Origin of the sequence: Falsochrobactrum shanghaiense (assembly GCF_003149535.1) — a bacterium.
Lineage (GTDB): Bacteria > Pseudomonadota > Alphaproteobacteria > Rhizobiales > Rhizobiaceae > Brucella > Brucella shanghaiense.
Genome location: NZ_QGDB01000007.1, coordinates 85,264 through 111,665 on the forward strand (window position 1 = coordinate 85,264; position 26,402 = coordinate 111,665).

Consider the following 26,402-nt stretch of genomic DNA (forward strand, 5'->3'; position numbering starts at 1 on the left):
CACATTTTGCATGCGAGAAGCGCCGATCAGGCAATGGCGATCAGTGGTCTAGCTGGCCATGACATGACCAGATTCGTCGTTCACGGACGGGCCGAGCGGCCTGGCGCGGCAGGAACGGGCGGCGGTCAGACGGTCCTAGCAGCAAATTCGCCGGAACAAGGTTCGTCTTGACATGCTTCCTTCCTGATCCATTGCACCCCAGATGGGGCTTCCAACAATGGGAAGGTCAAGGCCGCCTTGGCCGCGATATCATTTTTCCTCGTTGACCCTTGACCTTGCCAACGTGGCAAGGACCAGATTTGTCCGTGAACGCCCAACAGAGGAGAGTTCGCATGTTCCGATTCACTGCTCCCGACATGACTTGCGGCGGCTGCGCGCGCCGGGTCAACAACGCGCTTCTGAGCGTCGATCCGGCGGCTGATGTCACCACCAATCCACCCACCCGCGAAGTGACGGTCACCACGAAGGTGGACGAGCAGGTACTCCCCGCCGCCTTAACCGAGGCAGGCTATCCGGCCGAACGCAAGGACCAGTCGGCGGCCGCGTGAGGCTTCTGGGCGCGGTGGCGGCTCGGCTGCGCCCCTTCGTCTCCGCCATTCTCAACAGCTCGACTCGACGTGCAAGTACACTCAAGAACCGCTCCACCAGAGAAATGCGCCGGCGACAAAGAGATAGCGTGCCGCTTTGCCGATCGACACGAATATGAGAAAACGAGAAAGGTCAACTCGCAGTGCTCCTGCCACAACTGTCAGCGGATCGCCGATAATCGGCAGCCAGGACAAGAGTAGAGACCACACGCCATAACGTCCGTACCAATCTGATGCACGGCTAAATGACCTGTCGTCAATCGGAAACCAGCGATGGTCTCGAAACCCTGAGAGGAACCTGCCCAGCGCCCAGTTCACCAAGGAGCCGAGCACATTTCCTGCCGTTGCGACGCCCACTAGGGTGACGAGGTTGGCCTGTCCCATTGTTAGAAGAGTCAGGAGCGCTGCCTCGGACGACCCTGGTAGGAGGGTCGCCGACGTGAACGCGCTTACGAAAAGGGCGGCATATGCGACAAGATCAGTTCCGATGTCTGCAACCAATGCCGTGCTGCCTCGAAGTTCGTCATGCACGCCGGCTCTGCTCATCGACGCCAATAGCTATTCTCAATTCTCAAGTCTGGCGCCAGAGCTGTTTCGCTCCGGCGCCGCGCTGCTTACTGGTTCGATCCGGCGTAGACTATGCCGTTCGGGCGATCGCCGACCGGCACGGTCTTGAGCACTTCCTGGCTCGCCACGTCGATGATCGAAACGCTGTCATCGGCAATGTTCGTTACGAACACGAATGCCCCGTCAGCCGATGCCGAGACGCCGTGGGCGCCGCTCCCGGTGGTGATCGTCTCGATCACGTTTCCGGACTCAATCTCGATCACGGAGACCGTGTCGTTCGGTTCCGCCTCGGTGCCCTGATTGGCCACATAGACGTAGGCTCCATCCGGGGTGGCGAACATCTGGATCGGGTTCGGCCCGACGTCGATCCTGTTCGTCACCTCGCGGGATGCGGTGTCGATGACGGCCACCCGGTTCTCGTCTCGAAGAGAGACGTAGACCTGATCGCCCGAGGGCGTGAACCCGACCTGAACAGGCGCTGCGCCCACCGGAATGCGCGCAACCTCGGTCAGCTCCTGCGTGTCGATGACGGAGACCGAGCCGTCCTCGACATTGGCCACATAGAGCTCGCTCTCATCCGGGTTGAGGCGCAGCCCGTGCGGATAGGCTCCGGTCGTGATGTGCTCGATCACCGAAGCCGCTGCGAGATCAACGACCGCAATCTCGTTCCCGCCGGACAGCGAAACATAGGCGCGGCCGCTACGATCGGCGACGACATGCGCCGGATGCGCACCGACTTCTACAGTGCCGACGGGTTGTGACAGCTGCTGCGGATCGAGCACCACCAGAAGCCCGTTGCCGGCATCGGCATGTCCCTGGTCATCCGATCCGTGAGCGTGATCGGAGGCAGCGCTCCCGACGGCGAGCAACAGCCTCCCGTCCGGTGTCCGATCGACATTGTGCGGTGAGACTCCGATCTGCACCGTCTCGACCGAACCCGTGCCGAGTTCGATGGCGCTGATCGAATTGTCGCCCTCGTTGGCGGAGTACACGGTTCCGCCTGTCTCGACCAAGCCGGCAGGCTGCTGGCCGGCATTCCTGTCCAGCCACGCCTGCATTTCGGCGATCTCACGTTCCTGTGCTTCAATGATCTGAGACGCCCACTCTCTTGTCTGCGGGTCATCTCCGTATCGCTGCACGATCTTCGCCATGTCGACCGCACCCTGATGGTGCGGGATCATGCCCCGGATGAAAGCGACGTCCGGGTCCTCGGCCATGACGCCCTCCATCATCGGACCGTGCATCTCCTCCATCGCATCGACATAGGCCTTGGTGAAGTCGGCGACATCGGCGTCGGCTGGAGCCGACTCTCCGCCTTGGGGAGCGGCCATCCCACCGTGCATCATGCCGCCCTGCATCATCTGCTGCATGGCGTCCATGCACGCTTGGGGCATGGTCTCCATCATGGCCCGGCATTCCTTCGGCATGTCCTGCATCGAAGGCATCTGTCCTGAAGGGGACATGGAGGCAGGGGCCCGTTCCTCCTGGGCCTGCGGCGTCTGAGGGTGATGGGCGTCATGCTCTGCCTGCTGCGCCAGAGCAGCGCCGGAGACTCCCATCAAGAGACTGGCAGAAAGGGCAACTATTGTTCGGTACGTCATGGTTCATCCTTTGGCACCGGAGAGCCGCGTCTAATTTCTGGACGCGCGCCTACCGTGGCTTCGTCTGACTGTTTGCTGCTTGAGTGCCGAGAAGAACACCTCCCGGCCGATGCGTTCACTACGCAGGGGCGGTCAGACGCGGTGGTGTCAGGAGGACTGAAGGATTTCGGCCCAGATCGCTGGCCTGGAAACCGAGCAATGGCTCGCCGTCCGAGGATGGCATCACAGGCGGCGCCTCGGGTAGCAGGGCAACAATGGTGCAGAGCTGGCCGCAATCGCGGTCCGGCGCCGTTTCAGTGTGACAGCATCGTTCGTCCGCAGCCTTGCTTCGGTCGTCGGAGTAATTCGAATGGGCCTCATGCTGTGCACCCGCAACGGTCTGATCCTGATACGAGCCGTGTGTGCCCGGGCTGGCATGCGCCGCTGCCAGGAAAACAAAAGCGCTGAACGCAAGCAGCAGCAGGCCTGTCAGGAACTGGCGGAGCCAGTCGCCTTTCGATCCGAAAGCCGCAGTCGAGCTCCTGCTCATGGCTTGGCTTCTTTGTCGAGGTCGGGATGGAGAGTTGCCACGCACCAGATGACATCCTTGCGGCCGTCAGTATCCGAGCCCAGGCAACCAGAGCTCCTGACAAAGGCAGGGTCTGCCCCGCAGGCCCGGTTCTGGATCGGACTGATGGCGACCGGATGGATCATGAGCACCGTTCCACTCAGATCTCCCGCGCGCCGCGGAAACGCCCGAAGGTTTTCTGGACGGAAGGGCCGAACAGGAACACCTCGTATGGCTCGGGGACCACGCCGGGAAAGTCCATGCCGGGGGAGCCGGCGGGCATTCCGGGAACCGCAAGCCCTGTCGCGAGCGGGCGCGCGGCCAGGAGGCGGCGAAGCGCGGCGGCCGGCACATGTCCTTCGATGACATAGCCGTCCACTTCGGCCGTATGGCAGGAGTACAACGCCGCCGGGACGCCGAGCCGCTGCTTGAGGCTTTCGACCTCGCTCGATTCCACGACGCTCACCGGGAAGCCGGCCGCCTCGATATGCTCGACCCATGCGCCGCAGCACCCGCAATTCGTATCCTTGGTGACGGTCACCAGAGGCAGTCCTGCCGAGCGAACCGTTCCCGCCGTTGAGAGCAGGAGGGGGAACGCGGTGGCGCTGGCGAGGAAGGAGCGCCTGCTGATCATATGGATGGTTTGCATCTCAGTTCCTCCATCTGGGCCGCAACTTCGTCAAAGCTGGATCACCGGAAAAATACGTATTTGATCAAAGCGGCGGCGGTAAGGAGCACGAGCACCAGAAGAACGATGCCCCACATCATCCCGCCCGACATCATGACATTGCATCATGGCCTGTTCTGCCCTTCCGTCGCAAAGATACTCATAGCGGCCCCCTTCGCCGCAGACTTTGACTTAGCGCAAGGATGGGACGGTATCCGGGCTGTTGGCGCCACCATCGTCACCAATTTTTCCAGATGGAGGACCTTCGCCCACGTCAGCCTCCTACAATCTCGTGACCCGCAGCCGGGAGGCGTTCGCGATGACGCTCACCGACGACAGCGCCATGGCGGCGGCCGCGATGATCGGCGACAGCAGGATGTCGAAGAACGGGTAGAGCACCCCGGCCGCCACCGGCACGCCGAGCGCGTTGTAAATGAAGGCGAAGAATAGGTTCTGGCGGATGTTGCGCATGACAGCCTCCGAGAGCCGGCGCGCGCGGACGATGCCCGTGAGATCGCCCTTGAGCAATGTGACGCCTGCGCTTTCCATTGCCACATCGGTACCGGTGCCCATGGCGATGCCCACATCGGCCGCCGCCAGCGCCGGTGCGTCGTTCACGCCGTCGCCTGCCATCGCCACCACCTCGCCTGCCGCCTTGTGACGCTGCACGACCGCGCTTTTCTGGTCGGGCAGGACCTCGGCCTCGACCTCGTCGATGCCGAGCCGGCGGGCGACCGCCTTGGCCGTGGTCCAGTTATCACCCGTAAGCATGACAACGCGGATTCCCTGCGCCTTCAGCGCGGCAAGCGCCTCGGGCGTCGAGGGCTTGACCGGATCGGCGATGGCGAAGATGGCAGCGATGCGGTTGTCCACTCCCATGAAGATCGCGGTTGCCCCGTCCTCGCGCAGCCGGTCGGCCTCATCCGCCAGTGGGGCGACATCAACGCCTTGCTCGGCTAGGAACTTGGCATTTCCAAGGGGAATGCGCTTGCCTTCGACCGTGCCGTAGGCGCCTTTGCCGGTCGGCGAGTCGAAATCCGCGACCGGTGCGGTCACGATCCCCCGCTCCTCGGCAGCGCGAACGATGGCCAGCGCCAGCGGATGCTCGCTGGCCCGCTCCACGCTGGCGGCAAGCCGCAAAGCCTCGTCCTCGGTGAACCCCGGCGCCGGCACGATTGCGGTGACGGCGGGTCGTCCCTCGGTCAGCGTACCGGTCTTGTCGACTATGATGGTATCGACCTTCTCCATATGCTCCAGCGCCTCGGCGTTCTTGATCAGCACGCCCGCCTGTGCGCCACGCCCGACGCCGACCATGATCGACATCGGCGTTGCCAGCCCGAGCGCACAGGGACAGGCGATGATCAGCACGGAAACCGCCGCGATCAGACCGAAGGAGAAGCGCGGCTCCGGACCCCAGATCGACCAGGTTATGAAGGCAAGGATTGCGACCACGATCACCGCCGGCACGAACCAGCCCGACACCTGATCGGCGAGGCGCTGGATCGGCGCGCGACTACGCTGCGCCTCGGCGACGAGCTGGACGATCTGCGACAGCATGGTGTCGCGGCCGACCTTCTTCGCCTCGATCACCAGCGCGCCGGACTGGTTCATGGTGCCGCCGATGGCGGTGGCGCCGACCTCCTTGGTGACCGGCATCGACTCGCCAGTCACCATCGATTCATCGACGGCGCTGCGTCCTTCCAGAACTTCGCCATCGACCGGCACCTTCTCGCCGGGACGCACCCGCAGGCGGTCGCCGACCCGAACGGTGTCGAGTTGAACCTCCTCCTCGGTGCCGTCGTCACGAATGATCCGGGCGGTCTTGGGGGCGAGGTCGAGCAGCGCCCGGATCGCGCCGCTGGTGCTCTCGCGCGCCCGCAATTCCAACACCTGCCCGAGCAGCACGAGCACAGTGATGACCGCGGCCGCCTCGAAATAGACCGCGACCGAGCCGTCATGCTGGCGGAATGCATCTGGGAAGATGCCCGGCGCCAGCGTGGCGACGACGCTGTATATCCACGCCGTTCCCGTGCCCATGGCGATCAGTGTAAACATGTTGAGGCTGCGGTTGACGAGCGACTGCCAGCCACGCTGGAAGAACGGCCAGCCCGCCCAGAGAACGACCGGCGTTGCGAGGATCAGTTGCAGCCAGTTCGAGACCTGCTGCCCGATGGCATGAGTCAGCCCGAACAGATGCCCGCCCATCTCGAGAATGAACACCGGGATCGCCAGAACGAGGCCGATCCAGAAGCGGCGTGTCATGTCGATCAGTTCGACATTGGGCTCGGCCTCAAGGCTGACCAGTACCGGCTCCAGCGCCATGCCGCAGATCGGGCATGATCCGGGGCCGTCCTGCCGGATCTCAGGATGCATCGGGCAGGTATAGACCGTCCCCTCGAGAATCGGTACTACCTCCGCCGCCGCCGGATCGAGATAGCTTTCGGGCTCGGCCAGGAACTTCGCGCGGCACCCGGCCGAGCAGAAATAATAGGGCCGGCCCGCATGCTCGGCCTTGTGCTGGGCCGTGTGGGGATCGACAATCATGCCGCAGACCGGGTCCTTGACCTTGTGCGTGTCGTCCTGCGCGACGGCCCCGTGATCATGCGCATGACCTTGGGCGGAATGAGCGTGACTCTGATTCTGGTGATCGTGTTCGGTCTTGCTGGCCATTTTCACGCCTCCTCGGCGTCTTATCCTAAGCTTGCTCTTCGCCTATTCTGCGCCTTCCAACCGTTGGAAGGTCAAGAGGTGATCGGAATCCGGGGTTCCTGCCAATCAGTGATTGTCGTGGATCTTTCCGATGCTGGTCCGTTCTTGCCCCGTCTGAGACTGCATGATGTCAATCTCGGCCGCAGAGTCCTCGCCGTCGAGGCAGTATTCCTCGATCTGCAACGTCGAGAAGTAGATGTTGAAACGCTCGCGCAGGAGATTGCTTGCTTGTCGCAGCACCCGTTCGCCTTCCTGAAAGTCCCCAACGCAGACGTGGCTTGAGAATACATTGCGCCCGGATGTCAGACTCCAGGCATGGACGTGGTGCACGTCGGTAACCCCCTCTAGCTGCCGTATGGCCTCGATGGCGGCCTCCAAGTCGAGGTCTTCGGGCGTGCCTTGCAGCAGGATGTGCAATGCCTCGCGCATAATACCCCAGGAAGCCCAGAGCAGCAGCAGTCCGAAGGCCATGCCAAGCAGCGGATCGATGGCCACAAAGCCCGTGAATCGGATCACCAGCGCCGAGACGATGATGAGGAAGCTGCCGACGAAGGTCTGCAGGATGTGCCAATACGCACCCCGCATATTCAGGTTGTCCTTCTGGCGCTCGTACATGAGCCAGAGCGCGACAAGCTCGTTGGCGATGCCGCCCGCTGCGGCGATCAACATCGGCGTCGTGGCCAGTTCGATGGGCTCCATGAGGCGCATCGCGCCCATCCACAGCACGTAGAGAGCCATGGCGACGAGGAAGAGGCCGTTGAAGAGGGCCCCCAGGATCTCCGCCCGAATGTAGCCGAAGGTGCGCGAGGGGCTGGATTTTCGCTCACCCAGACGCATGGCGACCAGCGCAATGAGCACGCCGCCCACGGCCGAGAAGGTGTGGAAGGCATCCGACATGACGGCGACTGAGCCCGTCCAGATGCCGATCCCGAGTTCCACGATGAAGTAAAGGCCGGTAAGCCAGCCCGAAATGACGAGCGCTTTGCGATCACCACTCGCCGGCATGTGGCCGGCATGACCGCCGTGAGACATTGACATAGGGTTCACCTCCTTGTTGCACAGGAGGACGCCGGTGCCGGCGTCCTCCTGCCAGCACGCTGCCTATGCGCTGACCGCGAATTCGGTCATCATGCCTGTTTCAAGATGCGGCATGTGATGGCAATGCAGCATCCAGCGCGCGGCTTCTCCGGCATCGAGTGCCACGTCGACCATCGACATCGGCGGCACATACACCGTGTCCCGCTGCGCGCCCGTGACCGCACGTCCATTCAGCCCGACGACCTGGAACACATGGCCGTGGAGATGCATCGGGTGACCCATCATCGACATATTGTGGAAGGACAGCACGATCCGTTCGCCGCGCCTCGCGGTAACCGGGCGATGCTGGCCCCAGACGGCACCGTTGATCGTCCACACATAGGGCTGCATCGAGCCGCCCAGCATCACCATGTGGCTGCGGTCCACCGGCCGCTCCGGCAAGGATTCGGAAGCGATCAGGCGCGTCTCCTGCGCAAGGTCGGTGTCAAAGGCCGGTGCTTCGGTCTCTGCCAAAGCATCAATGTGCCGTATCTCGGCGCCCGGAGTGGCAAGGATCAGACCGGTGCGCTCCCGCGCGCCTTCTCGCAGCGCGAGGATCGGCCAGGCACCGCCCTCCGAAGGCAGGTCGATCTCAAGGTCGAGCCGTTGGCCCATGGCCAGACCGAACCTCGTGCCGGAGAGCGGCTGAACGGCATGGCCATCAACCGCGACGAGCCGGGCCTGCGCTTCGCCGGTGTCGAGCCAGAACACCGTCGCCGCAGCGGCGTTGATGACCCGCAGGCGGATACGCCCGCCGCGCTCGACCTGCACCACTTCCGGGTCCGAGAGCGTACGATCATTGGCAAGATAGGCGTCCCAGTCGTAGTCGTTGAGGTCCATCGTCATGCCGTCCATGGTCCCCATTCCCATCATGCCGCCCTTGGCGCCGTGATCCATGCCAGTCATCGGCATGTTTCCCATCGCGCCGTGGTTCATACCTGACATTCCGCCCGTGCCTGTGCCTGTGCCGCTTCCGTGATTGCCCGTGGCACCATGGCCGGACTTGATCTCCGCCATCACCTCTTCGGGTGCCTTGAATGAGAAATCATGCAGAAACAGTACCACCTCCTGCCGGTCAGCGGCGACATCCTCGGCGCTGCGCACGATCAGGGGCGCGGCCAGAAGGCGCATCTCGTGCAGCGGAACATGCGCGTGCATCCAATAGGTGCCGGGCAGCGGTGCGAAGTCATAGGCGCGAGTCTCGCCGGGGGCGAGCATCGGCAAGGGCATGTCGGGCACGCCATCCTGCGCATTGGGCGGGATCTGGCCGTGCCAGTGGATCAGTGTGGCGGTGTCGAGTTCGTTCGTTAGATCCACCCGGAACGGCATGCCGGGATCGAGTGTCAGGCCCTGTCCGGATGGCCCGGCAAGGCCCCAGACAGTGGCGGCGCGTCCGTCGATGTCGAGCGTGCGGCTGGCGGCGCGAAGCGATAGCGGCGTGGCGTCCTGCGCTGCCGCCATCCGGGGCACCTGAGCGTAGGCCAGCATGGCCGCGCCAGCGGCGAGAAAGCCGCGTCGTGAAAGGGTATTCATGGTCGTCTCCTCGGGACCGCAGTCCCGTTCCTCAAAGCTGTCGGAAGGCCGCGGGCCGAATGCCCGGGCGCGATCAGAGGAGACGGATCTTCGGAGGGCGTTCGTTCAGTCCGAGCGCCCGACCGGGAATGCTGGCATCAGGCGGCAGAACATAGGCGGTTGACGTGTATTGGTTTCCAGAACCACCGCTCGGTGATACGAGAAAGATTGAAAAACCTGCACAAACCAGTTCACAGGTTCCCGCATCCATGTCTGCCGATCCGCAGTGTTTGCTGGTGCATGCAGGCTCAATGCCGGCTGCAGAGTTTGTAATCTCGCCCACATGCACAGCCTGTTCCGGCGGTATGCTCATTCGTGCCGCGTGCGCGGAGAATGCCATCGTCATGACGGCGACGCCGATTATGGCAAGCATGGAGACAACGCGCGCAAACATACTGGAACGATAGGTACTACTCACCGGAATGTCTATTGCAAATGGTGTCGCACCACTGGCAAATCCTCCTTGCCATCTCGTGCGTTGCAATTCCTCGTTACTGAACATGCGTGCCATGCGAAAGAAGCTCCTAAATACATTCTGGGCAGGGTCGCTCCTCGCAGGTGCGATCGTGGCGACATTGGCTGGGTGGCATTACGCCCGTTCCGAATCCATCGCTGCGGCATCAGCGGAGGTCGTCGAGCAGGGCCGACAAGTCTATGCGGATCAATGCGCGTCTTGCCACGGTGCGAATCTCGAAGGGCAGCCGGACTGGCGCTCGCCGCCTCCCTCCGGTCGGCTGCCCGCACCGCCGCACGACGAGAGCGGCCACACCTGGCACCATGCCGATGAGATGCTGTTCCGCATCGTCAAGGAGGGTACAGCGGCCATCGTCGGAGGGAGCTATGAGAGCGACATGCCTGGTTTTGCCGATGCCCTGAGCGACGGCGAGATCCGGGCTGTCCTCGCTTTTATTAAGAGTACTTGGCCGGAACGAGAGCGCGGATATCAGGAGGAGGTCTCCCGCCGCCGCTGAGTTTCGGAGTCCCGCCTACGCGGGCAGTTGTTGACCTGCGAAGTCGGCATTGACCCGTCCCGTTTCCGGCTCATCCATCCTTGGGCCTCATTGAACGGATGATGTCCTAGTGATGCCGCTGACATTTTTTCGGAGGCACAGGAAGTTCTCCGATAGCCAGATAAGCTTGAGACAACGGCTTGTGCGAAGCTGCGACGCCGAGCCCTCGCGCATCAATCAGTTCAAGAGCCTGCAATAGCTTCTCGGCAACTTCCATGTCGCCGTCCGAACATGCCCGTTTGAACAGGTGCAGGATTTCGCCGGCAAGCGTCATGGCTATTGCTCCCTGGCACCGTGACCGCTTCTTTCCGCCTTCGCCGACACGACGGGCCTCGTGTGCTCGAACCTGTTCCCTGTCGCGCCGGAACGATCGCGGGTGTGTGTGGGGCTGGTCTCAGGGTCATCAGTCGTCGCCAACTCATCGATGATCGGGCAGTCCGGCCGGGCATTGCCCCGGCAGTTCTCGGCAAGGTGCTTGAGCGTCATGCTCATCTCCCTGAGTTCACGCGCCTTCCGTTCAAGTTCTTCGACATGCTCGAGCGCCACGCGCTTGACGTCCGCGCTCGCCCGGTCTCGGTCTCGCCAGAGCGCAAGCAGTTCCGTCATTTTCTCGACCGAGAAACCGAGATCGCGCGCACGCCTGATAAAACGCAACGTATGCACGTCCTTATCGGAGTAATCCCGGTATCCGCTATCCGTCCGCGACGCTTCCGCGATCAATCCGATCGATTCGTAGTAGCGGATCATCTTCGCCGAGACGCCTGATGCCGCCGCTGCTTTACCGATGTTCATCGCTGGTTCCTTTCTTCGACTTATGTAGGCGCTTCTTCGGGCGTAAAAAACACGTCCGCATGTATGTCCTCGCCGCGCAAGCCCAGTTCGCGAAGCATGATGCCGGAAGCATCGATCATGGCAGGCGGTCCGGCCATATATGCCTTCCAGCCATTGAGGTCCTGCACGTCACTCACGATCGCATCCGTTACCAGGCCGGTTCGGAAGTGATCGGATCGGCTCACCTCCGAAAGCACGGGCATGAAGGTGAGGTTGTCGTAGGTGCTCGCCAGAAGACTGAAATGATCGACGAGATAGAGATCACGTTCCGTCCGTGCCCCGAAATAGAGATGGATCGGCTGCCGCAGGCCGCTTGCCAGCGCCGTTTCGACAATCGACTTGATCGGCGCCAGTCCCGATCCGCCGGCGACCGCCAGAATTGGACCCGTATGCTGTTCGCGCAGAAACGAACTGCCGAGCGGCCCGCGAACCGAAACCTCGTCGCCGACCTTGAGTGACCTGGCGACGTGTTCGCTCGTCGCTCCACCGGGCACATGCCTGATGTGGAATTCGAGATGGTCTCGACCCGGCTGGTTCGCCATCGAATAGTCGCGCGCCGGAACGCCATCGAACGTCACCTGCGCATACTGGCCCGCCTTGAACGCGACGGCCTCTCCCGTTTCGACCTCCAGCCTGATTTGCCGGATGTCGTGGGTTGCGTCATCGATCGCGACAACCCGCGTGCGATAGGTGCGGACGGGAAGATCAAGCTGTTCTTCCTCCTCATCGAGCCATGCGACCGTGCAATCCGTGAGCGGCTGCGCGCGGCATGCAAGGATCAGTCCCTGAGACCGCTCATCGTCCGTCAGGGCAAAGCGCGTGTGCGGCAGAAGATCGACCTCGCCGCTGACCAGTCGGGACTTGCACGAGCCGCAGCGGCCCGAACGGCATCCATGAGGATATGCGATCCCTTCTTCTAGCGCTCTCTCCAGAATGGTTCGGCCATCCGGCACGTCGATGATGCGCCCCGCCTGCCGAATTTCGATTTGTCTTCCCATGACAATCTCCCTCAGGCGGCGCCCGATGACAGGGCTTCCGCCAGACGAGGTTTCTGGTCAGCAAAGGTGCCATAGAAGACCTGTTCGTTGACAATCGTGATCGGGGCAACGCGCACGCCGGTCCGCGCTTTCGCCTCTTCGGCGATCTGCGGATCTGACAGGTCACGCTCTTCGAATGGGACACCCTGGTCAGCAAGCCATCGCTTGACGGCATGGCAATCGGGGCAGGTTGGCGTGGTATACAGCACCACTGACGGAGTTCCCGTATTGGTCATCGCTTCATTCCTTTACATGTGGCGAGCCTGCCGAAGCAGGCTCGCCTGTTTCTCATTCCGCAGGCGCAAGTTCAGGCTGACGGGGCCGGACTGCGCCGCTTTCCGCCTGCGCGGGCGCGCGGAAGGTCTTGAGCCTCAGCGCGTTGCCGAGGACGAAGACGCTCGACAGGGCCATCGCGCCGGCGGCAAAGACCGGCGACAGCAGGATGCCGTAGGCCGGATAGAGCAGACCGGCGGCAACGGGGATCAGAGCCGTGTTGTAGGCAAAGGCCCAGAACAGGTTCTGCCGGATGTTGCCGATCGTCGCCTTGGACAGTGCGATCGCGTTCGGCACGCCTTGCAGGCTGCCCGACATCAGCACCACGTCGGCTGCCTCGATGGCAATGTCCGTACCCGTGCCGATGGCAAGGCCCACATCCGCTTCGGCCAGCGCCGGAGCGTCGTTGATGCCATCGCCGACGAAAGCGACCTTGCCATGCTGGGCTTTGAGGCGGCGTACAGCGTCGACCTTGCCGTCCGGCAGCACTTCCGCCACCACCTCGTCGATCCCCAGCCGAGCCGCGATGGCTTTTGCCGTGCGGGCATTGTCGCCGGTGATCATCGCGACCTTGAGGCCGAGATCGTGCAGCGCCTTGATCGCTGCGGGCGTCGTCTCCTTGATCGGATCGGCCACGGCGATAATCGCCGCGAGCTTGCCGTCGATGGCGGCATAGAGCGGTGACTTGCCCTCATTGCCGAGACGTTCGGCAATCTTGGCGAAGGCAGCTACGTCGTGGCCGAGGTCTGCCATGTAGCGGTCAGCGCCAATTTCGACTTGGCTGCCGCCGACCATGGCCTTGACGCCGAAACCCGTCACCGACTCGAAGTCCGACACGGCCGGCAGCGGGATGTCCTCCCCGGCGGCCGCATCCACGATCGCACGGGCGATCGGATGCTCCGACTTCGCTTCGACGGCCGCAACCAAACCGAGGACATTTGCCCGGTTGAATCCGATGGTCAGTTCCAGATCGGTGAGCGCAGGCTTGCCTTCGGTCAGTGTGCCCGTCTTGTCGACGGCGACGACCCTGGCGTCCTTGAGCAGCTGCAACGCTTCGCCCTTGCGGAAGAGCACGCCCAGTTCCGCACCGCGGCCCGTGCCCACCATGATCGAGGTCGGCGTCGCCAGACCCATGGCGCAGGGGCAGGCGATGATCAGGACGGCGACGGCATTGACCAGAGCGAAGGTCAGCGCGGGCGACGGGCCGAACCACATCCATGCGGCGAAGGTGAGGATCGCTACCGCAAACACCGCCGGCACAAAATACATCGTGACCTTGTCGACCAGCGCCTGGATCGGTAGCTTTGAGCCTTGCGCTTCCTCGACCATGCGGATGATCTGCGACAGCACCGTGTTGCCGCCGACCGCCGTCGCACGGATGGCAAAGGCGCCCTTCTGGTTCACCGTTCCGGCCACGACCTCGCTGCCATTCGTTTTGGACACCGGGATCGGTTCGCCCGTGATCATCGATTCGTCGACATAGCTCTGGCCTTCGATGACCTCGCCATCCACCGGGATGCGATCGCCGGGACGAACCTCGACGATGTCTCCCGACAGCACGGCGTCGATCGGCAGTTCGATCGTCTTGCCGTCCCTGCGCACGCGCGCCATCTTGGCCTGAAGGCCGACGAGACGCTTGATCGCCTCGGAGGTGCGTCCCTTGGCACGAGCCTCCAGCAAACGGCCGAGCAGGATCAGCGTCACGATGACGGCGGCAGCCTCGAAATAGACGTTCACCGTTCCGGCAGGCAGGAAACCGGGCGCGAAGGTCGCGACCAGCGAATAGCCATAGGCGGCGAGCGTGCCGACCGCGACCAGCGAGTTCATGTCGGGGGCGAGCCGCCACAGGGCGGGCAGCCCCTTGTCGTAAAAGCGGATACCCGGAACGAACAGGACGATGGTCGTCAACACGAACTGGATATACCAGTTCGTCTGCATGCCGATGGTTGAAGCGATCAGGTCATGCATGCCCGGAATGACGTGTGAGCCCATCTCCAGGATGAAGACAGGCACCGTCAGCACCGCCGCGATGGTGAAATCGCGGGTCAGTTCACGACGTTCCGCTTCCTTCTTTTCGGTACGATCATCCGTCTCGCCCTGGCTGGTTCCTGCCGCCGTGGCGATCACCCTGGCGTCGTATCCCGCGCCCTCGATGGCAGCCACCAAATCCGCCGCATCGGCGCTGCCCTGGATCGTGGCCTTCTCGGTCGCGAGGTTGACGACGGCATTAGTGACGCCGGGTACGGCCTTGAGCGCCTTTTCGACGCGTCCCACGCAGGATGCGCAGGTCATGCCCTCGATCGCCACTTCAAGCGAGGCTGCCGTCGGCGCGGAGAAGCTTGCCGCAACCTCATAGCCTACATCCTCCACGGCCTTGACGAGAGTGGCAGGATCGACCGCAGCGTTCGTGGTGATGCTCGCCTTTTCGGTCGCCAGATTGACGACCGCATCGGCGACGCCAGGCACGGCCTTGAGGGCTCTTTCGACACGACCTACGCAGGATGCACAGGTCATCCCCTCAATGGGGAGTGATATCGTTCCAGACAGGTCTGTTGCTCGAACGGGGGCATTCATAGCCGCCTCCTTTTTTGTCCCGAAATTCCAGTTCGGACAGAAGATGGGGTTTCCAACCATGGGAAGGTCAAGAGGACAAACAGAGAAAAATCGCCATTGACCTTCCCATGGTTGGAAGCCCCACATTTGGCAACGTGAGACCAAACAAGGAGAATTCTCATGGAACTCAGAATCGAGAACATGACCTGCGGTGGCTGCGCAAAATCCGTCACCAAGGCGATCCAGTCAGTCGACCCCACCGCCAGGGTGGAGACGAATCCGGAGGCGCGGGCGGTCAAGGTTGAGACGACTGCTAGTGCGGGGGCTATTCAGCAGGTTCTCGAAGAAGCCGGCTATCCTGCAACTGTAAACTGACCAGGAGCTGTGTCATGAACAAGCTCACCCCGATCTTCATTGCCGGCGCGTTCGTCATTGCTGGCGGACTCGCCTACGCACAGTCTCAGATGGACGAGCAAGGCCAAGGAGCGACCATGAATCACGGCGAACATGCCGGACACGGCGCCACCGCGCCTTCGGATAACCCTGTCATTCGCGCCTACCAGCAAGTCAACGACAAGATGCATGCCGATATGGCGATCGAGTTTACGGGCGATGCGGATGAGGATTTCATGCGCGGCATGATCCCCCATCACCAGGGCGCCATCGACATGGCTCGTGTCGTTCTCGAACACGGATCAGACCCCGAGGTGCGAGCACTTGCTGAGGAGGTCATCTCCGCCCAGGAGGCGGAAATCGCGCAGATGCAGGAATGGCTGGCCAAGCGCAGCCAATGAGACGGTGAAGGGCGGATCAATTCCGCCCTTTTCCTTTGCCGGTCATCAGCACGAGGACGGTTGCCACCGCGAAGGCGACAAGCGCCCCATCGGTGCGCCTTCGGTCAAGGCAAACGGCTCGCGTGGACGCTGAACCACGTCTGGAACCCTGTTTCGAAAATGGTGATGCGTCCGCGGGCCTCGACCAGGGATAACAGCGTATCGGCCAGATCCCTGACCGCAAGCAACCCGACCCGAAGCTCTCCAACTGCGGCGATCAGATTCTCGGCTCTGATCTTCATGTCCATCTCCTTCGTTTGGCCCTCCAAGATGAGGGTTCCAACCATTGGAAGGTCAACCCCACTGATGATCGCGACAATGGTGCAAAGCAGACAGAAAGCGCCGGCGAGATTTTTTGATCGGAGGGAACCAAGATGGCTCTCGAACCTTAAATATACCCATACGGGGTATTTTACGGCCATGTGCCAGAAGGACAACAAAGCCCTCCGCGCGAGGCTCAAGCGAATCGAAGGACAGGTGCGAGGGGTCAGCCAGATGGTGGCCGATGACCGTTACTGCATCGATATCCTGCATCAGATCCACGCCATCAAGGCGGCGCTGGCCAAGGTCGAGACCGAAATCCTCAAGACCCACGCCGCTTGCTGTGTCGAGGAAGCGATAGCGGCAGGTGATGCGGACGCGCAACGCCGCAAATTCAGCGAGTTGGTCGAGGTGTTCGCAAAAGCAAAACTCTGAAATCGAAGGACTGACGACATGGCCACTTCCACCGCAAAACGCGCCGACCTGCACAGGATGGTGACCCACGAACATACCTGTCCCTACGGTCTCAAATCGCTCGACCTCCTGAAACGGCAGGGCTACGAGGTCAACGATCATGAGCTGACGTCGCGCGCCGAGATCGATGCTTTCAAGAAAACGCACGGCGTCGACACCACACCGCAGACCTTTATCGGCGGCAATCGCATCGGCGGCTACGACGATCTTCTCGCCTTCTTCGGCAAGGAGGTAAAGGACAAGGACGCCACCACCTATACGCCGGTGATCGCGTTGTTCGCGATGGCTGCGTTGATGGCGCTAGCGACGAGTTGGGCCGCGTTCGGTACCCTTGCGACCGTTGCGGCGGCAGAATGGTTCATTGCCATCGCCATGTGTCTGCTCGCCCTGCAGAAGCTCAAGGACGTGGAAAGCTTCGCTACCATGTTCCTCAACTACGATCTGTTCGCCCAGCGCTGGGTGCGCTACTCCTACGTCTATCCGTTCGCCGAAGCGCTGGCGGGCATCCTGATGATGGCCGGCGCGCTGATGTGGCTGTCGATCCCCGTTGCCCTCTTCATCGGCACTGTCGGAGCCGTATCGGTCTTCAAGGCGGTCTATATCGACAAGCGCGAACTCAAATGCGCCTGCGTTGGCGGTGACAGCAACGTTCCGCTCGGCTTCGTCTCGCTGACGGAGAACCTGATGATGGTCGGAATGGCGATCTGGATGCTACTCAAGCCCATGGGCATCGGTCTCGGACATTAAGCGAAAACCAAGGAGCCACGAGATGACCCAATCGTCCCATAATGGCAAGCACGAACACGCCGATCACGGCGAAGGACGTCCCTACCTGATGTTCTGGATCAACATGGCGCTCGGCCTGATCGTCATGTACGTCGTCATGTTCTCGATGATCGACGGATTTCAAGATTTCCGAAACAATCTCAACATGTTCTACATGGCCGTGACCATGTGGGCGCCGATGGGCATCTTCATGCTGGCAACGATGCCCGGCATGTTTCCGCGAAAAGGGCTCAATATCACCCTCTACGCCGTCTTCCTCGTCTTGACGATCGCCTCATTCGCAGCCACACGAAGCCAAACCCTGATCGGTGACGGGCAGTTCATCGATTCGATGATCCCGCACCACTCGGGCGCGATCCTCATGTGCCGGGAAGCAGACCTGCGCGATGCTGAATTGCTGACGCTTTGCGAAGAAATCATCGCAGCCCAGCGCAGCGAGATCGAGCAGATGGAGACAATTAAGGCTCGTCTCGATCAAAGGCCCTAAGACCTGTTGCCTTGCCCAATAGCGTCCGAGAATGGCAGGCTCAATGAGGATTGCATGACAAAACATCATGAGGATGGTCGCAGCTTCGTCACGGTCGTCAGCAAAAGCCAGCCGTGCCGGACCTGCGGCGGCTATTCGAGACCTTGAATGCCGCTCACGAGGGCTTCTCTTGAGATCTCGCCCATGTGTACCGATTGCAGCGTCCCGTCGCTCTTGAGGAACAACGTAGCCGGCAGGCCCGGTACCTCGTAATGACGACCGAACTCACCGAGTCCGTCGAGCACCACATGCTCAAGCTCAAGATTCTCGGCTGTGAGGTAGCGCTGAATGATCTCCTGGCCTTCACCTTGGTTGACGAAGACAAGTTCGGCAGCGTCCGTATTTGCGGCAACGTCCGCCATCATCGGCATTTCACGGCGGCAGGGCGGGCACCACGTCGCCCACAGGTTGATGACCACAGGTTGACCTTCGAGTTCACTTGGATTGAACCGTTCTCCGGCCAGCGTGCGGTAGATGTCTCCGGTCGGCAGCGGTGTCGCCGGCACGCCGGCGCTGAGCTGCAGTACGAAGAACGCGACATAGGCCGCAGCGGCGCTCGGCAGGGCCGTCCACAATGTGAGCCGCAATTCGCGCCGGAAGCGAAAGAACGTGTAGGCGAACGCCAGCGCAATGCCGGCTTCGATCATGAAGCCGCCCTGCCACATGTAGAATACGCGCAGCGGCTCGGCGAGGAAACTGCTCGCGTGCTGGATGACGTGCCCGACGCGCGCGCCGACCACGAAAGCGACGGTCGCGCCCCAGGCCCAGGACGAAAAGCGCTGATCGACCTTGCGGGCGAGGATCTCGCTCAGCAGGAGAAAGGCGGCGATGGCGAGGATCGCGGCGAAGCGGTCGGGTGCGAAGACGAAAGGCCCGATGGCGACTGCGTTCATCTCACTGCCTCGCCTGAGAGACCGATGTCAGCAACGTATCGGTTGTCACATCGCCGATGAGGCGGGAGCCGTTTGCCTCCGAGGCATTTCGGTTGAAGAAGATCATGGTCGGTGGGCCGACCACAGCAAGATCGCGCATCAGACCCTGACTGGCCTCATCCAGTCCGGTCAGATCCACCTTGACACGCTGGAAGTCGTTCAGTGCGGCAACGATTTCCGTGCTCGAAAAGACGTCGCGTTCGATCGTCTTGCAGATGACGCACCAGTCGGCCGTGAAATAGACCAATGTCGGACGTCCGTTGGCAGAGGCAATCGCTTGCTCGACCTGCGGCGTCGAGTTTGCCTCGATGAATGTCATCTCGGACTGGGCGATCTGCTGGCCCGAACCGGTCATGACGAAGTGGGCGAGCGGACGTAGCGGGTCGGTCCCGCCCGACGCCGCCCCGATCGCCAGGATGACGCCGCCGAGGGAAACCCCAAGTCCGGCGGCTTTGCGGAAACGTGGCCAGGCACCCGCATCGGCCAGGAGCCGATCAGCGACGCCGATGAAGACCGCAACAATCAAGAGGAGGCCCGCCCAAAGCGCCAGCGTCACTTGCGGCGGCAGGATTCGGGAGACCATCCAGATCGCCGCGCCGAGAAAGACGAAGCCGAACGCGTATTTGACCTGCACCATCCACGCCCCCGCACGCGGCAGAGCGCGGCTCCCCATCGTGCCAAAGGCGATCAGCGGAATGCCTTGGCCGAGCCCGAGGGCAAACAGCGCACTCGCGCCGATCCAGGCATCGCCCGTATGTGCGATATAGAGAAGTGCCGCGGCGAGCGGCGCGGTGACGCAGGGACCGACGATCAGCGCGGAAAGGAAGCCCATTCCGGCGGCTCCGCCCACCGAGCCGCGCGTGCCGGCCTGTACCCCTGCCATCCGGCTGACCCAGGTGGTCGGCAGTTGCAGTTCGAACAGGCCGAACATCGCCGTCGCCAGCACGACGAACAGCGCTGCGACGGCGCCAATGGCGTAGGGCGATTGCAGCACCATCTGGAGGTTTTGGCCGGACCACGCGGCAACCACGCCAAGCAGGCCAAACGCTGCGGCCATTGCCAGCACATAGGCCAAAGACAGGATGAAGCCGCGCCGGGCCGTCAATGCCTCGCCCTCGCGCGCCAGGGTCGCGCTCAGGATCGGATACATGGGCAGCACGCAGGGCGTGAAGGCGAGCAACAGCCCGAAGGCGAGGAAACTCACGATCACCCAGATCGCACCGCCGCTGGCGAGAAGCGAGCCGACCATGCCGCCGTCCTGCGTGTCCTCAGCCAGGCTGAAGCCGCCGTTTCCCGTCCCTCCGGCAGGGGCGGCCGGAGTTGGACCTATGCCAAAGCCGACAACGGGTTCGGAAACCTGAAGGTTTGCCGTGTTGACCGTCAGGGTCAGCGGCGGATAGCAGATCGAATCCTTCTTGCAGCCCTGATAGGTGACTGCGACCTGCCCGGGCGCTTCAGTGCCGAGACGTGCCACCGCTTCAAGATAATAGACCTCCGAAGGACCGAAGTTGGCATCCTCTGTCTCCACGACGCCCGGTCCAGTCGACAGCGGGATCGGCTCGCCGGTCGCGGCATCCTTCGCTTCCAGATGATCGCGATAGAGGTAATAGCCTTCCTCGATTTCCCACCGGAGTTGGATCTGCTGATCCGCATTCCGCTCAACCGAGAAACGGAAGGCTTCCTCGGCTTGCAGGAGATCCTCCTGTTGCGCCGCGGCGGGCAGCGACAGGAAGACGAAGAACAGGCCAGCAAGGAGGCGGAGTATGGGCATTGAGGACATGAAATTACTCGGATGATCGCGATCGGGATGCATCAAGACGCTTCGCGAGCGTCTGCGACAACCTGGCGGAAGCCGTCCTCGTCGAGGGCGGAGGCGACGAGAAACCGACCGATCAGAAACACGGGCGTGCCACGCAGACCGAGCCCCTCGGCCTGCGCGTTATTGCGCTGAAGCAAGGCGGTGATCTCGGCGTCGCGGCGGTTGGCTTCGGTCTCGAGACCCGCCGTGTCGAAGCCGGCACCTTCCAATGCCTGTCGCATCTGCTCTTCTGGCACCCGCGACCCTTCGATACCCATCAACGCCAGATAGGCTTCCTCGTAGCGGTTCTGATACCCGGCCGCCAACGCCAGCTTTGCGCCATAGACCGAAGACTGCGCGAGGATCGGCCAGTCCTTGTAGACGTGACGCACATTGCCGTCCGATTCCAGCACCGTATTCAGCGGCTCGACGGTGCGCTTGCAGAAAGGACAGTTATAGTCAAAGAACGAGACGATCGTCAGGTCGCCGTTCGGGTTGCCGCCGACCGGCGCCTCCGGGTCGTTCAGGATCATCTCGGCTGACATGTCGTCGGCACGCACGGGCATGGCAAAGCCGGCGGCAGCGAGCGCCGCCAGGCCCGAGAGCAAGGTCCGCCGACTCAATGCACCGCGGAACGGCGGCCTACCCATAGCGAAAGGATGAGGTCTACGTGTGCAGAGGCGCCGATCGTGCATGGTCTCAAAGCTCCAGATCATGGATATTGAAGCGAGCGCACTCTCCCGAGCTTAAGACAGTCTTAAGGACCGCATTGAGCCGAAGATGCGACGGCAGTTTATCCTGACTCCGGACTATCGGGTGAACGGCCGCAACCGCCGCATGAGATCGCGCCTGCTGAACGGTCCGACCGAACGGGTGCCGTTGTATTCCTGTCCGGTGGCTGCATCCACGACGAAGAATGTCGGCGGGCCGCTCGCTCGAAGGTGGGAGAGGAGCTGGCGGTTTCCCTCGTCCATCGCCGTGACGTCCACCTTGACGAGAGGGACAGCCTCAAGGTGTTGCAGCACAGCAGGGTGGGCGAGGATTTCCCGCTCAATGCGGTGGCACACCGCGCACCAATCCGCACGGATGTCGATGAGCGCGAAGCTATGTGTTCGTGCGATCTGCTCCAGTCTCTCCCGGTAGGAAGCGACGTCCGTGACCATTGCAGCCGGATTGGCGGCGGCCATCCCGCTGGGAGTCGCCAACAATCCTACCGGCACCACCAGGCCCCCGAGCAGAAGCTCGCGGCGGGTCCATTGGTCATTCTTGCGTCGAGCATCAGCATCGATGCCGCATCCAACACCTTCCGCGGACGCTACGGCGTTGTTTCTTAAAAGTCGCGTCCGCATCCTCGTCTCCTTCACAGGACCGGCGGCAAAGCGGGCGTTCCTTAAGGCCCGCTTAAGGGCGGAAAAGTGCTCCTCGCCTGCGACGCAAGCCCGCGTTTCCAACAAAGTGCCCCCACCCAATCGAAAACCTGTTCGGCCGGATCACTTGAGCCGCAGGCCGGCGCCTGAAGTCCCCGCCGCTTCGCTATCTTCGGCCGCGCTTACCTTAAGCTGCTCTTAAGATGGGCATCGTGCTGTGCGGCCTGATTGATCGCAAAGCAGAGAGCGTACGAAACGTGAGCAAGCTACCGACACCCGCAATCGCGCGACGCGCTTTCCTCATTGGCGCCAGCGCAATGACTCTCGCCGGATGCGTTTCCACGAGGCAAACACCGCAAGTCGCGCAGCCGGTCTCGATGCCTCCTCCGCCGCCGACGCCCCCGATGTACTACGCACTGCCGAACGAGCGCTTCCCGATCCCGGAAGTCGACGTTTCCAAGGTCGATCCGAAATGGTGGCGGACGGAAGTCGACTATCCAACCGATGAACGAGCCGGAATCGTCATCGTCGATACGCCAAACCGTTACCTCTACCACGTTCAGCCTCACGGCCGCGCAACCCGATACGGTGTGGGTGTCGGCAGGGACGGTTTTTCGTGGGCTGGTCGAGGGCGTCATATCGCATACAAGCGGGAATGGCCGCGCTGGACACCTCCCGATGAAATGGTTGCGCGCCAACCCGAGTTAGAGCCCTACTCAATCGCCAATGGCGGCATGGACCCGGGGCTGAAAAATCCACTTGGAGCACGCGCCCTCTACATTCATGAAGGAAACCGGGACACGATCTATCGCATCCACGGAAACCCGGAATTCTGGACCATCGGCCAGGCCGTTTCATCAGGATGCATCCGGATGATCAATCAGGATGTCATCCACCTCGCCGACAACGTTCGCGACGGGAGCCCGCTGGTTGTGATAGCAGATCCGGCTATGGGGCATCTTTTGGTGGGATAGCTTCGTCGCGCGGCGAGAAGATCACTCCCTGCGTTGGCGCATCCTGCTGGCACTCCATCTTCTTGAAGATGAGTTGGCTGCGCCCCGCACCATGTATGTGCAACGGGTCACGCGGCGTTCGCCATCACCGCTTGCAGCCCTCCGCAATCGCGATTCTGAAGTCGTAGGTGCCAACCACTCCGCCCGAGCGCCAGTTCGACGATCGCGAGACCGAGACCGCTGCCGACCGGTACTTTGTTGCGGCCGCGAAAGAAGCGTTCGGTGACGCGGGCCAACTCCTCCTCGGGGATACCGGGACCATCATCCTCGATGATCATCTGGCCCTCTTCGGCGGGGCCGGCCACACGACACCTGACGACGCCTCCGGGCGGCGAATGGTTCACAGCGTTCTCCATCAGATTCCGGGCAGCAAGAGCGAACAGATCCGGCTCGATGTCCAGCTCGATGCGGTCAAGATCAGGGGAAACCTCGACCGCAACGCCCCTGGTCGGATCTGCTAATTCGTCCGCGAGCGCTCTCAGTATACTCCCGGGCCATACCTTCCCACTACGCTCGCCCTGGTCGAGCGCCTCAACCGCCGACATATCCAGCAATTGCCGAACGAGCCGGCCGGTGCGGTCTACGCCAACCATGATCTGACGCAATGCCTGCTCGCGGATCGTGCCATCGCCGCTTGCAAGCGCGACCTGCGCCTGCGTCTTGAGGCCGGCCAACGGCGTGCGCAGTTCGTGGGCGGCAAAGGCGGTGAAGTTGCGCTCGCGTTCCCGAAGCCCGGCCACGCGTGCAAACAATCCGTTGAGCGACTGCAAGACCGGCGCAATCTCCTTCGCGGTCTGCACGTCCTCGATCGGGCTGAGGTCGGAGGCGGGTCGTGCTTCCAGGTCGCCTGCGATCTTCCTTAGCGGCTCAAGGCCGCGCCTGACGCTGAGCCAGATCAGGACAGCAAGAACCGGCAACATCAGCAGGACCGGCAGGAGAAGACCGCGGATGACGTCGTTCACCAACCCGTTACGGATACTCAGATTGTCGCCGACCAGAACGCGAACACCGCGCTCGGTATTGGTGATTGCATAAACCCGCCACCGCTCACCATTTATCACGGTTTCGGAGATCCCGTCGGTGTGCTCCGACATTGCTTGATCGGGCGCCGCATCCGATCGCCCGATCAATGTCCCCTGCAGCGACCAGATCTGGCACGAAAGCTGGCGGTCATAGGCGCTGTGGCCGCGCACCGGCAGATCGGACGTGATCGTTTGCGTCGGATCGATGGCGATCTCCTGGCTGACGATCAATGAGGAAACCATCCGGCCGGCTTCCATCAGCCGCGCGTCGAGAACCCGTTCCACCTCCGCGCGCGTGGAAAGGAAAATCCAGACGACCGCCGACAGCCAGACGAGACCGGTGGTCAGGGCGAGGATCAGGAACAGCCGTTTGGAGATCGACGGCATCACGGTTCGTCTCCGAGGCGATAGCCGATCCCACGGACGGTCTGGATCATGCCCGGTCCCAGCTTGCCGCGAAGATGATGGATGTGGACCTCGACAGCATTGCTCTCGACCTCCTCCTGCCAGCCGTAAAGCTTCTCCTCGATCTGGCTCCGCGACAGGATCCGGCCGGGATGGATCATGAGGGCATGCAAAATCGAGTATTCGCGCCGCGACAGGCGGATGGGTTCGCCTTGGTGTTCGACATTCTGGTTTGCAGGATCGAGCCGCAGGCCGCGCCATTCGATAAGCGCCTGCGGCCGGCCAGCGGCACGGCGGACGAGCGCGCGCAGCCGCGCCGCGACCTCGTCGAGGTCGAACGGCTTGCCGAGATAGTCGTCGGCCCCCGCATCCAGTCCGTGAATCCGGTCGGCGACCTGATCACGCGCAGTCAGGAGGAGGACGGGCGTGGCGTCCTGCCGTTCCCGCAGGGATTTCAGCACGTCGAGGCCGGAACCGTCGGGAAGCATCAGGTCAAGCACCAGCGCATCGAACTCATGGTTCGTGAGAGCTGCGCCGGCTTCTTCGCAGGTTTTGACCGCATCGGCGGTGAAGCCGCCAATCGAAAGGCCCACCGTCAATCCGTCTCTGAGGACGGCATCATCTTCGACTATCAGCACGCGCATGGTTATCACCCGAGGTTCCAGGTCGCATTTCTATACGAGGCTTAAGGCAGCCTTAAGGATCGAACTTGAGCGCGCTCGATATCGTTCGGGGATTGGGCGCCTGTGATGTACCTCATCTTACCTGAGCCAAGAGTCGGACGTCTTCGAGACTTGGAATCGCGCCGGCAAAAACGCCGTTCTCGCCCTGATCCTTATGGGCATCTCCAGCCCAGCGCCGAAACAAAACGCTGGCATGGCGGCAGTGTACCCGTCATTCCGGCCCTCCTGTCCATCGGGCTGTTGCTGGTCGCGGTGAAGGAACTCGCCCGGCCTGAAACGATACGCGGGTCCACTTGTCTGCCCGAGCCAGTTGGGCAATGCGCATTGGAGACGGACTCGAATCAGTTCGGCTCGCCGAGGCATCGTCCGGCTGGTGTTCAGGCGATCATCCCGTCCTGCCTGCTCAGGCGTCATTCGTGTTGACCAGGTGTTGGCCAAGCCCAAAAAGGGAAGGGCCACCCGAAGATGGCCCTTACTCAATCCTTTGATTTCCTTTAGAAATCTGAAGAGAGCGAAGGGATTCGAACCCTTGACTCCAACCTTGGCAAGGTTGCTATGCGGCGGCCCGAAACAGCAAGTTATGATGGGTGCGCCCTCCCGCAACCATCTTTACCGGCGTCGATCGCAAGTTATGATCGACGCCGGTCCCCGCAACCATCTTTACTTGCTCGGGGCGCAAGTGAAGATTAGATCCTGCCCCCGCAACCAACGATCCCTGCGATAACAAAAAGCCCTTCATAACGAAGGGCTTTCTTGCGTTCTGGCCTAGAAGTGAAAGCATGTTCGCGGACATGCGCCTCTTAAATAATCTGGAGCAGGCGTAATGGGTCAGATTAAAAGCGACACGCTCAAGAGAAGTGGTTCGGTTTGTCTGCACAGTTTCGGGCGTTTCGTTAAGTGGATTTCCGCCTCGATTATGCCGCCACCATCATTGGCGTCAGCGCGTTGAAGTAGACCTGATCCGGTGTTTGCCGGTCAAGGGATGAATGTGGGCGTCGGCTATTGTAAAAGGTCAGATATCGGCTGATGCCGACGCGGGCCTCGGATACGGTATTGTAGGCGTGAAGATAAACCTCCTCGTATTTGATCGACCGCCAAAGCCGTTCGACGAATACATTGTCCCGCCACGCGCCCTTGCCGTCCATCGAGATGGCGATTTCCGCCTTCTTCAGCACCGCCGTGAAGTCCATCGAGGTGAACTGCGAGCCCTGGACGCCCTTCTGTTTGTCAAGCGACGATCCTGGTTTGATTGATCTGCTTCTGGCGACGCA

29 protein-coding genes and 1 tRNA gene are annotated in these 26,402 nt (G+C 62.0%); 8 read left to right on the plus strand and 22 right to left on the minus strand.

Features of this window, described 5'->3' with window-relative positions; all coding sequences use genetic code 11:
- The first annotated feature begins 332 nt into the window (after positions 1-332).
- Positions 333-548, plus strand: coding sequence for a heavy-metal-associated domain-containing protein (locus DKP76_RS16125; RefSeq protein WP_012092671.1), 216 nt, complete (start codon positions 333-335; stop codon positions 546-548).
- Positions 549-629: 81 nt separating this feature from the next.
- Here DKP76_RS16125 and DKP76_RS16130 read toward each other — a convergent pair whose 3' ends face one another.
- From DKP76_RS16130 to DKP76_RS16165, 8 genes are all read right to left on the minus strand, one after another.
- The gene (locus tag DKP76_RS16130; protein ID WP_231771508.1) at positions 630-1,118 is read right to left on the minus strand and encodes a YqaA family protein; all 489 of its coding nucleotides are present in this window, start codon (positions 1,116-1,118) and stop codon (positions 630-632) included.
- A gap of 83 nt (positions 1,119-1,201) precedes the next feature.
- Complete coding sequence (copM, locus tag DKP76_RS16135; RefSeq protein WP_231771507.1) at positions 1,202-2,560, minus strand: CopM family metallochaperone; 1,359 nt, start codon at positions 2,558-2,560, stop codon at positions 1,202-1,204.
- A gap of 313 nt (positions 2,561-2,873) precedes the next feature.
- A complete protein-coding gene (locus tag DKP76_RS16140) occupies positions 2,874-3,284 on the minus strand; it encodes a hypothetical protein (RefSeq protein WP_028034404.1) in 411 nt (136 codons plus the stop codon).
- A 178-nt stretch (positions 3,285-3,462) separates the two neighbouring features.
- A complete protein-coding gene (locus DKP76_RS16145) occupies positions 3,463-3,951 on the minus strand; it encodes a DUF411 domain-containing protein (RefSeq protein ID WP_012092675.1) in 489 nt (162 codons plus the stop codon).
- A gap of 300 nt (positions 3,952-4,251) precedes the next feature.
- Positions 4,252-6,639 carry a heavy metal translocating P-type ATPase gene (locus tag DKP76_RS16150; RefSeq protein WP_012092676.1) on the minus strand — a complete coding sequence of 796 codons (2,388 nt, stop codon included), beginning with the start codon at positions 6,637-6,639 and terminating at the stop codon, positions 4,252-4,254.
- Between the two features lie 105 nt (positions 6,640-6,744).
- Positions 6,745-7,716: a cation diffusion facilitator family transporter gene (locus DKP76_RS16155; RefSeq protein ID WP_199224828.1), complete on the minus strand. Its 972-nt coding sequence runs from the start codon at positions 7,714-7,716 to the stop codon at positions 6,745-6,747.
- Positions 7,717-7,779: 63 nt separating this feature from the next.
- Positions 7,780-9,288, minus strand: a complete 1,509-nt coding sequence (locus DKP76_RS16160; RefSeq protein WP_012092678.1) for a multicopper oxidase family protein — start codon at positions 9,286-9,288, stop codon at positions 7,780-7,782.
- A gap of 73 nt (positions 9,289-9,361) precedes the next feature.
- On the minus strand, positions 9,362-9,838 hold the full coding sequence (locus DKP76_RS16165) for a hypothetical protein (protein ID WP_197057541.1): 477 nt from the start codon (positions 9,836-9,838) through the stop codon (positions 9,362-9,364).
- Positions 9,839-9,893: 55 nt separating this feature from the next.
- Here DKP76_RS16165 and DKP76_RS16170 point away from each other — a divergent pair, with 55 nt between their 5' ends.
- On the plus strand, positions 9,894-10,298 hold the full coding sequence (locus tag DKP76_RS16170) for a c-type cytochrome (RefSeq protein ID WP_244471115.1): 405 nt from the start codon (positions 9,894-9,896) through the stop codon (positions 10,296-10,298).
- 106 nt (positions 10,299-10,404) lie between these two features.
- On the opposite strand, the gene DKP76_RS16175 is transcribed toward DKP76_RS16170, so the two are convergent.
- The 5 genes from DKP76_RS16175 to DKP76_RS16195 are packed head-to-tail and all read right to left on the minus strand — an operon-like array spanning position 10,405 to position 15,052.
- Positions 10,405-10,611, minus strand: a complete 207-nt coding sequence (locus DKP76_RS16175; RefSeq protein WP_028034408.1) for a hypothetical protein — start codon at positions 10,609-10,611, stop codon at positions 10,405-10,407.
- Between the two features lie 2 nt (positions 10,612-10,613).
- Positions 10,614-11,129, minus strand: a complete 516-nt coding sequence (cueR, locus tag DKP76_RS16180; RefSeq protein WP_012092680.1) for a Cu(I)-responsive transcriptional regulator — start codon at positions 11,127-11,129, stop codon at positions 10,614-10,616.
- A 20-nt stretch (positions 11,130-11,149) separates the two neighbouring features.
- The gene (locus DKP76_RS16185) at positions 11,150-12,166 is read right to left on the minus strand and encodes a 2Fe-2S iron-sulfur cluster-binding protein (RefSeq protein WP_012092681.1); all 1,017 of its coding nucleotides are present in this window, start codon (positions 12,164-12,166) and stop codon (positions 11,150-11,152) included.
- Positions 12,167-12,177: 11 nt separating this feature from the next.
- Positions 12,178-12,441, minus strand: coding sequence for a glutaredoxin family protein (locus tag DKP76_RS16190; protein WP_012092682.1), 264 nt, complete (start codon positions 12,439-12,441; stop codon positions 12,178-12,180).
- Positions 12,442-12,493: 52 nt separating this feature from the next.
- Positions 12,494-15,052, minus strand: a complete 2,559-nt coding sequence (locus tag DKP76_RS16195; RefSeq protein WP_109707751.1) for a heavy metal translocating P-type ATPase — start codon at positions 15,050-15,052, stop codon at positions 12,494-12,496.
- A 159-nt stretch (positions 15,053-15,211) separates the two neighbouring features.
- Here DKP76_RS16195 and DKP76_RS16200 point away from each other — a divergent pair, with 159 nt between their 5' ends.
- Positions 15,212-15,406, plus strand: coding sequence for a heavy-metal-associated domain-containing protein (locus tag DKP76_RS16200; RefSeq protein ID WP_012092684.1), 195 nt, complete (start codon positions 15,212-15,214; stop codon positions 15,404-15,406).
- A gap of 14 nt (positions 15,407-15,420) precedes the next feature.
- Positions 15,421-15,825, plus strand: coding sequence for a CopM family metallochaperone (copM, locus tag DKP76_RS16205; RefSeq protein WP_012092685.1), 405 nt, complete (start codon positions 15,421-15,423; stop codon positions 15,823-15,825).
- Between the two features lie 104 nt (positions 15,826-15,929).
- Here the strand turns inward: copM (DKP76_RS16205) and DKP76_RS19240 are convergent, their stop codons facing one another.
- The gene (locus tag DKP76_RS19240; RefSeq protein WP_156122387.1) at positions 15,930-16,106 is read right to left on the minus strand and encodes a hypothetical protein; all 177 of its coding nucleotides are present in this window, start codon (positions 16,104-16,106) and stop codon (positions 15,930-15,932) included.
- A gap of 178 nt (positions 16,107-16,284) precedes the next feature.
- On the opposite strand from DKP76_RS19240, the gene DKP76_RS16215 reads away from it, so the two are divergent.
- From DKP76_RS16215 to DKP76_RS16225, 3 genes are read left to right on the plus strand one after another with little or no spacing between them, the layout of a single operon-like run.
- The gene (locus DKP76_RS16215) at positions 16,285-16,560 is read left to right on the plus strand and encodes a metal-sensitive transcriptional regulator (protein ID WP_028034411.1); all 276 of its coding nucleotides are present in this window, start codon (positions 16,285-16,287) and stop codon (positions 16,558-16,560) included.
- Between the two features lie 18 nt (positions 16,561-16,578).
- Positions 16,579-17,346 (plus strand): glutaredoxin family protein, encoded by a 768-nt coding sequence (locus tag DKP76_RS16220; RefSeq protein ID WP_012092687.1) that lies wholly within the window; start codon positions 16,579-16,581, stop codon positions 17,344-17,346.
- Positions 17,347-17,368: 22 nt separating this feature from the next.
- Positions 17,369-17,872: a DUF305 domain-containing protein gene (locus DKP76_RS16225; protein ID WP_012092688.1), complete on the plus strand. Its 504-nt coding sequence runs from the start codon at positions 17,369-17,371 to the stop codon at positions 17,870-17,872.
- 131 nt (positions 17,873-18,003) lie between these two features.
- Here DKP76_RS16225 and DKP76_RS16230 read toward each other — a convergent pair whose 3' ends face one another.
- The 4 genes from DKP76_RS16230 to DKP76_RS16245 all read right to left on the minus strand — a co-directional run bounded on the left by DKP76_RS16230 (position 18,004) and on the right by DKP76_RS16245 (position 21,990).
- Positions 18,004-18,804 (minus strand): TlpA disulfide reductase family protein, encoded by an 801-nt coding sequence (locus DKP76_RS16230; protein WP_012092689.1) that lies wholly within the window; start codon positions 18,802-18,804, stop codon positions 18,004-18,006.
- Between the two features lies 1 nt (position 18,805).
- Complete coding sequence (gene dsbD, locus DKP76_RS16235) at positions 18,806-20,656, minus strand: protein-disulfide reductase DsbD (protein WP_012092690.1); 1,851 nt, start codon at positions 20,654-20,656, stop codon at positions 18,806-18,808.
- The gene (locus DKP76_RS16240) at positions 20,656-21,264 is read right to left on the minus strand and encodes a DsbA family protein (protein ID WP_037092232.1); all 609 of its coding nucleotides are present in this window, start codon (positions 21,262-21,264) and stop codon (positions 20,656-20,658) included. Before DKP76_RS16240 ends, dsbD begins: the two co-directional genes overlap by 1 nt.
- Positions 21,265-21,450: 186 nt before the next feature.
- Positions 21,451-21,990 (minus strand): thioredoxin family protein, encoded by a 540-nt coding sequence (locus tag DKP76_RS16245; protein WP_012092692.1) that lies wholly within the window; start codon positions 21,988-21,990, stop codon positions 21,451-21,453.
- Positions 21,991-22,325: 335 nt separating this feature from the next.
- On the opposite strand from DKP76_RS16245, the gene DKP76_RS16250 reads away from it, so the two are divergent.
- Positions 22,326-22,982 carry a L,D-transpeptidase gene (locus DKP76_RS16250; protein WP_109707754.1) on the plus strand — a complete coding sequence of 219 codons (657 nt, stop codon included), beginning with the start codon at positions 22,326-22,328 and terminating at the stop codon, positions 22,980-22,982.
- A gap of 107 nt (positions 22,983-23,089) precedes the next feature.
- Here DKP76_RS16250 and DKP76_RS16255 read toward each other — a convergent pair whose 3' ends face one another.
- The 4 genes from DKP76_RS16255 to DKP76_RS16275 form a co-directional block, all read right to left on the minus strand.
- Entirely contained in the window at positions 23,090-24,430 is a 1,341-nt protein-coding gene (locus DKP76_RS16255) for an ATP-binding protein (protein WP_012092694.1), read from the minus strand.
- Positions 24,430-25,092 carry a response regulator gene (locus DKP76_RS16260; RefSeq protein ID WP_012092695.1) on the minus strand — a complete coding sequence of 221 codons (663 nt, stop codon included), beginning with the start codon at positions 25,090-25,092 and terminating at the stop codon, positions 24,430-24,432. The genes DKP76_RS16255 and DKP76_RS16260 overlap by 1 nt, the downstream gene beginning before the upstream one ends.
- A 545-nt stretch (positions 25,093-25,637) precedes the next feature.
- Positions 25,638-25,728: transfer RNA gene (locus DKP76_RS19245), tRNA-OTHER, on the minus strand.
- A gap of 317 nt (positions 25,729-26,045) precedes the next feature.
- On the minus strand, positions 26,046-26,402 hold a 357-nt coding region (locus DKP76_RS16275), incomplete at its 5' end, for an integrase core domain-containing protein (protein WP_245410254.1).

Bases quoted from the DNA above. Each gene is read 5' to 3' on its own strand.
- DKP76_RS16125 (WP_012092671.1), top strand. From the start codon at position 333: ATGTTCCGATTCACTGCTCCCGACATGACTTGCGGCGGCTGCGCGCGC.
- copM (WP_231771507.1), bottom strand. From the start codon at position 2,560: ATGATGGAGACCATGCCCCAAGCGTGCATGGACGCCATGCAGCAGATG.
- DKP76_RS16140 (WP_028034404.1), bottom strand. From the start codon at position 3,284: ATGAGCAGGAGCTCGACTGCGGCTTTCGGATCGAAAGGCGACTGGCTC.
- DKP76_RS16145 (WP_012092675.1), bottom strand. From the start codon at position 3,951: ATGCAAACCATCCATATGATCAGCAGGCGCTCCTTCCTCGCCAGCGCC.
- DKP76_RS16150 (WP_012092676.1), bottom strand. From the start codon at position 6,639: ATGGCCAGCAAGACCGAACACGATCACCAGAATCAGAGTCACGCTCAT.
- DKP76_RS16155 (WP_199224828.1), bottom strand. From the start codon at position 7,716: ATGTCAATGTCTCACGGCGGTCATGCCGGCCACATGCCGGCGAGTGGT.
- DKP76_RS16160 (WP_012092678.1), bottom strand. From the start codon at position 9,288: ATGAATACCCTTTCACGACGCGGCTTTCTCGCCGCTGGCGCGGCCATG.
- DKP76_RS16165 (WP_197057541.1), bottom strand. From the start codon at position 9,838: ATGGCACGCATGTTCAGTAACGAGGAATTGCAACGCACGAGATGGCAA.
- DKP76_RS16175 (WP_028034408.1), bottom strand. From the start codon at position 10,611: ATGACGCTTGCCGGCGAAATCCTGCACCTGTTCAAACGGGCATGTTCG.
- cueR (WP_012092680.1), bottom strand. From the start codon at position 11,129: ATGAACATCGGTAAAGCAGCGGCGGCATCAGGCGTCTCGGCGAAGATG.
- DKP76_RS16185 (WP_012092681.1), bottom strand. From the start codon at position 12,166: ATGGGAAGACAAATCGAAATTCGGCAGGCGGGGCGCATCATCGACGTG.
- DKP76_RS16190 (WP_012092682.1), bottom strand. From the start codon at position 12,441: ATGACCAATACGGGAACTCCGTCAGTGGTGCTGTATACCACGCCAACC.
- DKP76_RS16195 (WP_109707751.1), bottom strand. From the start codon at position 15,052: ATGAATGCCCCCGTTCGAGCAACAGACCTGTCTGGAACGATATCACTC.
- DKP76_RS16200 (WP_012092684.1), top strand. From the start codon at position 15,212: ATGGAACTCAGAATCGAGAACATGACCTGCGGTGGCTGCGCAAAATCC.
- copM (WP_012092685.1), top strand. From the start codon at position 15,421: ATGAACAAGCTCACCCCGATCTTCATTGCCGGCGCGTTCGTCATTGCT.
- DKP76_RS19240 (WP_156122387.1), bottom strand. From the start codon at position 16,106: ATGAAGATCAGAGCCGAGAATCTGATCGCCGCAGTTGGAGAGCTTCGG.
- DKP76_RS16215 (WP_028034411.1), top strand. From the start codon at position 16,285: ATGTGCCAGAAGGACAACAAAGCCCTCCGCGCGAGGCTCAAGCGAATC.
- DKP76_RS16220 (WP_012092687.1), top strand. From the start codon at position 16,579: ATGGCCACTTCCACCGCAAAACGCGCCGACCTGCACAGGATGGTGACC.
- DKP76_RS16225 (WP_012092688.1), top strand. From the start codon at position 17,369: ATGACCCAATCGTCCCATAATGGCAAGCACGAACACGCCGATCACGGC.
- DKP76_RS16230 (WP_012092689.1), bottom strand. From the start codon at position 18,804: ATGAACGCAGTCGCCATCGGGCCTTTCGTCTTCGCACCCGACCGCTTC.
- dsbD (WP_012092690.1), bottom strand. From the start codon at position 20,656: ATGCATCCCGATCGCGATCATCCGAGTAATTTCATGTCCTCAATGCCC.
- DKP76_RS16245 (WP_012092692.1), bottom strand. From the start codon at position 21,990: ATGCGGACGCGACTTTTAAGAAACAACGCCGTAGCGTCCGCGGAAGGT.
- DKP76_RS16250 (WP_109707754.1), top strand. From the start codon at position 22,326: ATGACTCTCGCCGGATGCGTTTCCACGAGGCAAACACCGCAAGTCGCG.
- DKP76_RS16255 (WP_012092694.1), bottom strand. From the start codon at position 24,430: ATGCCGTCGATCTCCAAACGGCTGTTCCTGATCCTCGCCCTGACCACC.
- DKP76_RS16260 (WP_012092695.1), bottom strand. From the start codon at position 25,092: ATGCGCGTGCTGATAGTCGAAGATGATGCCGTCCTCAGAGACGGATTG.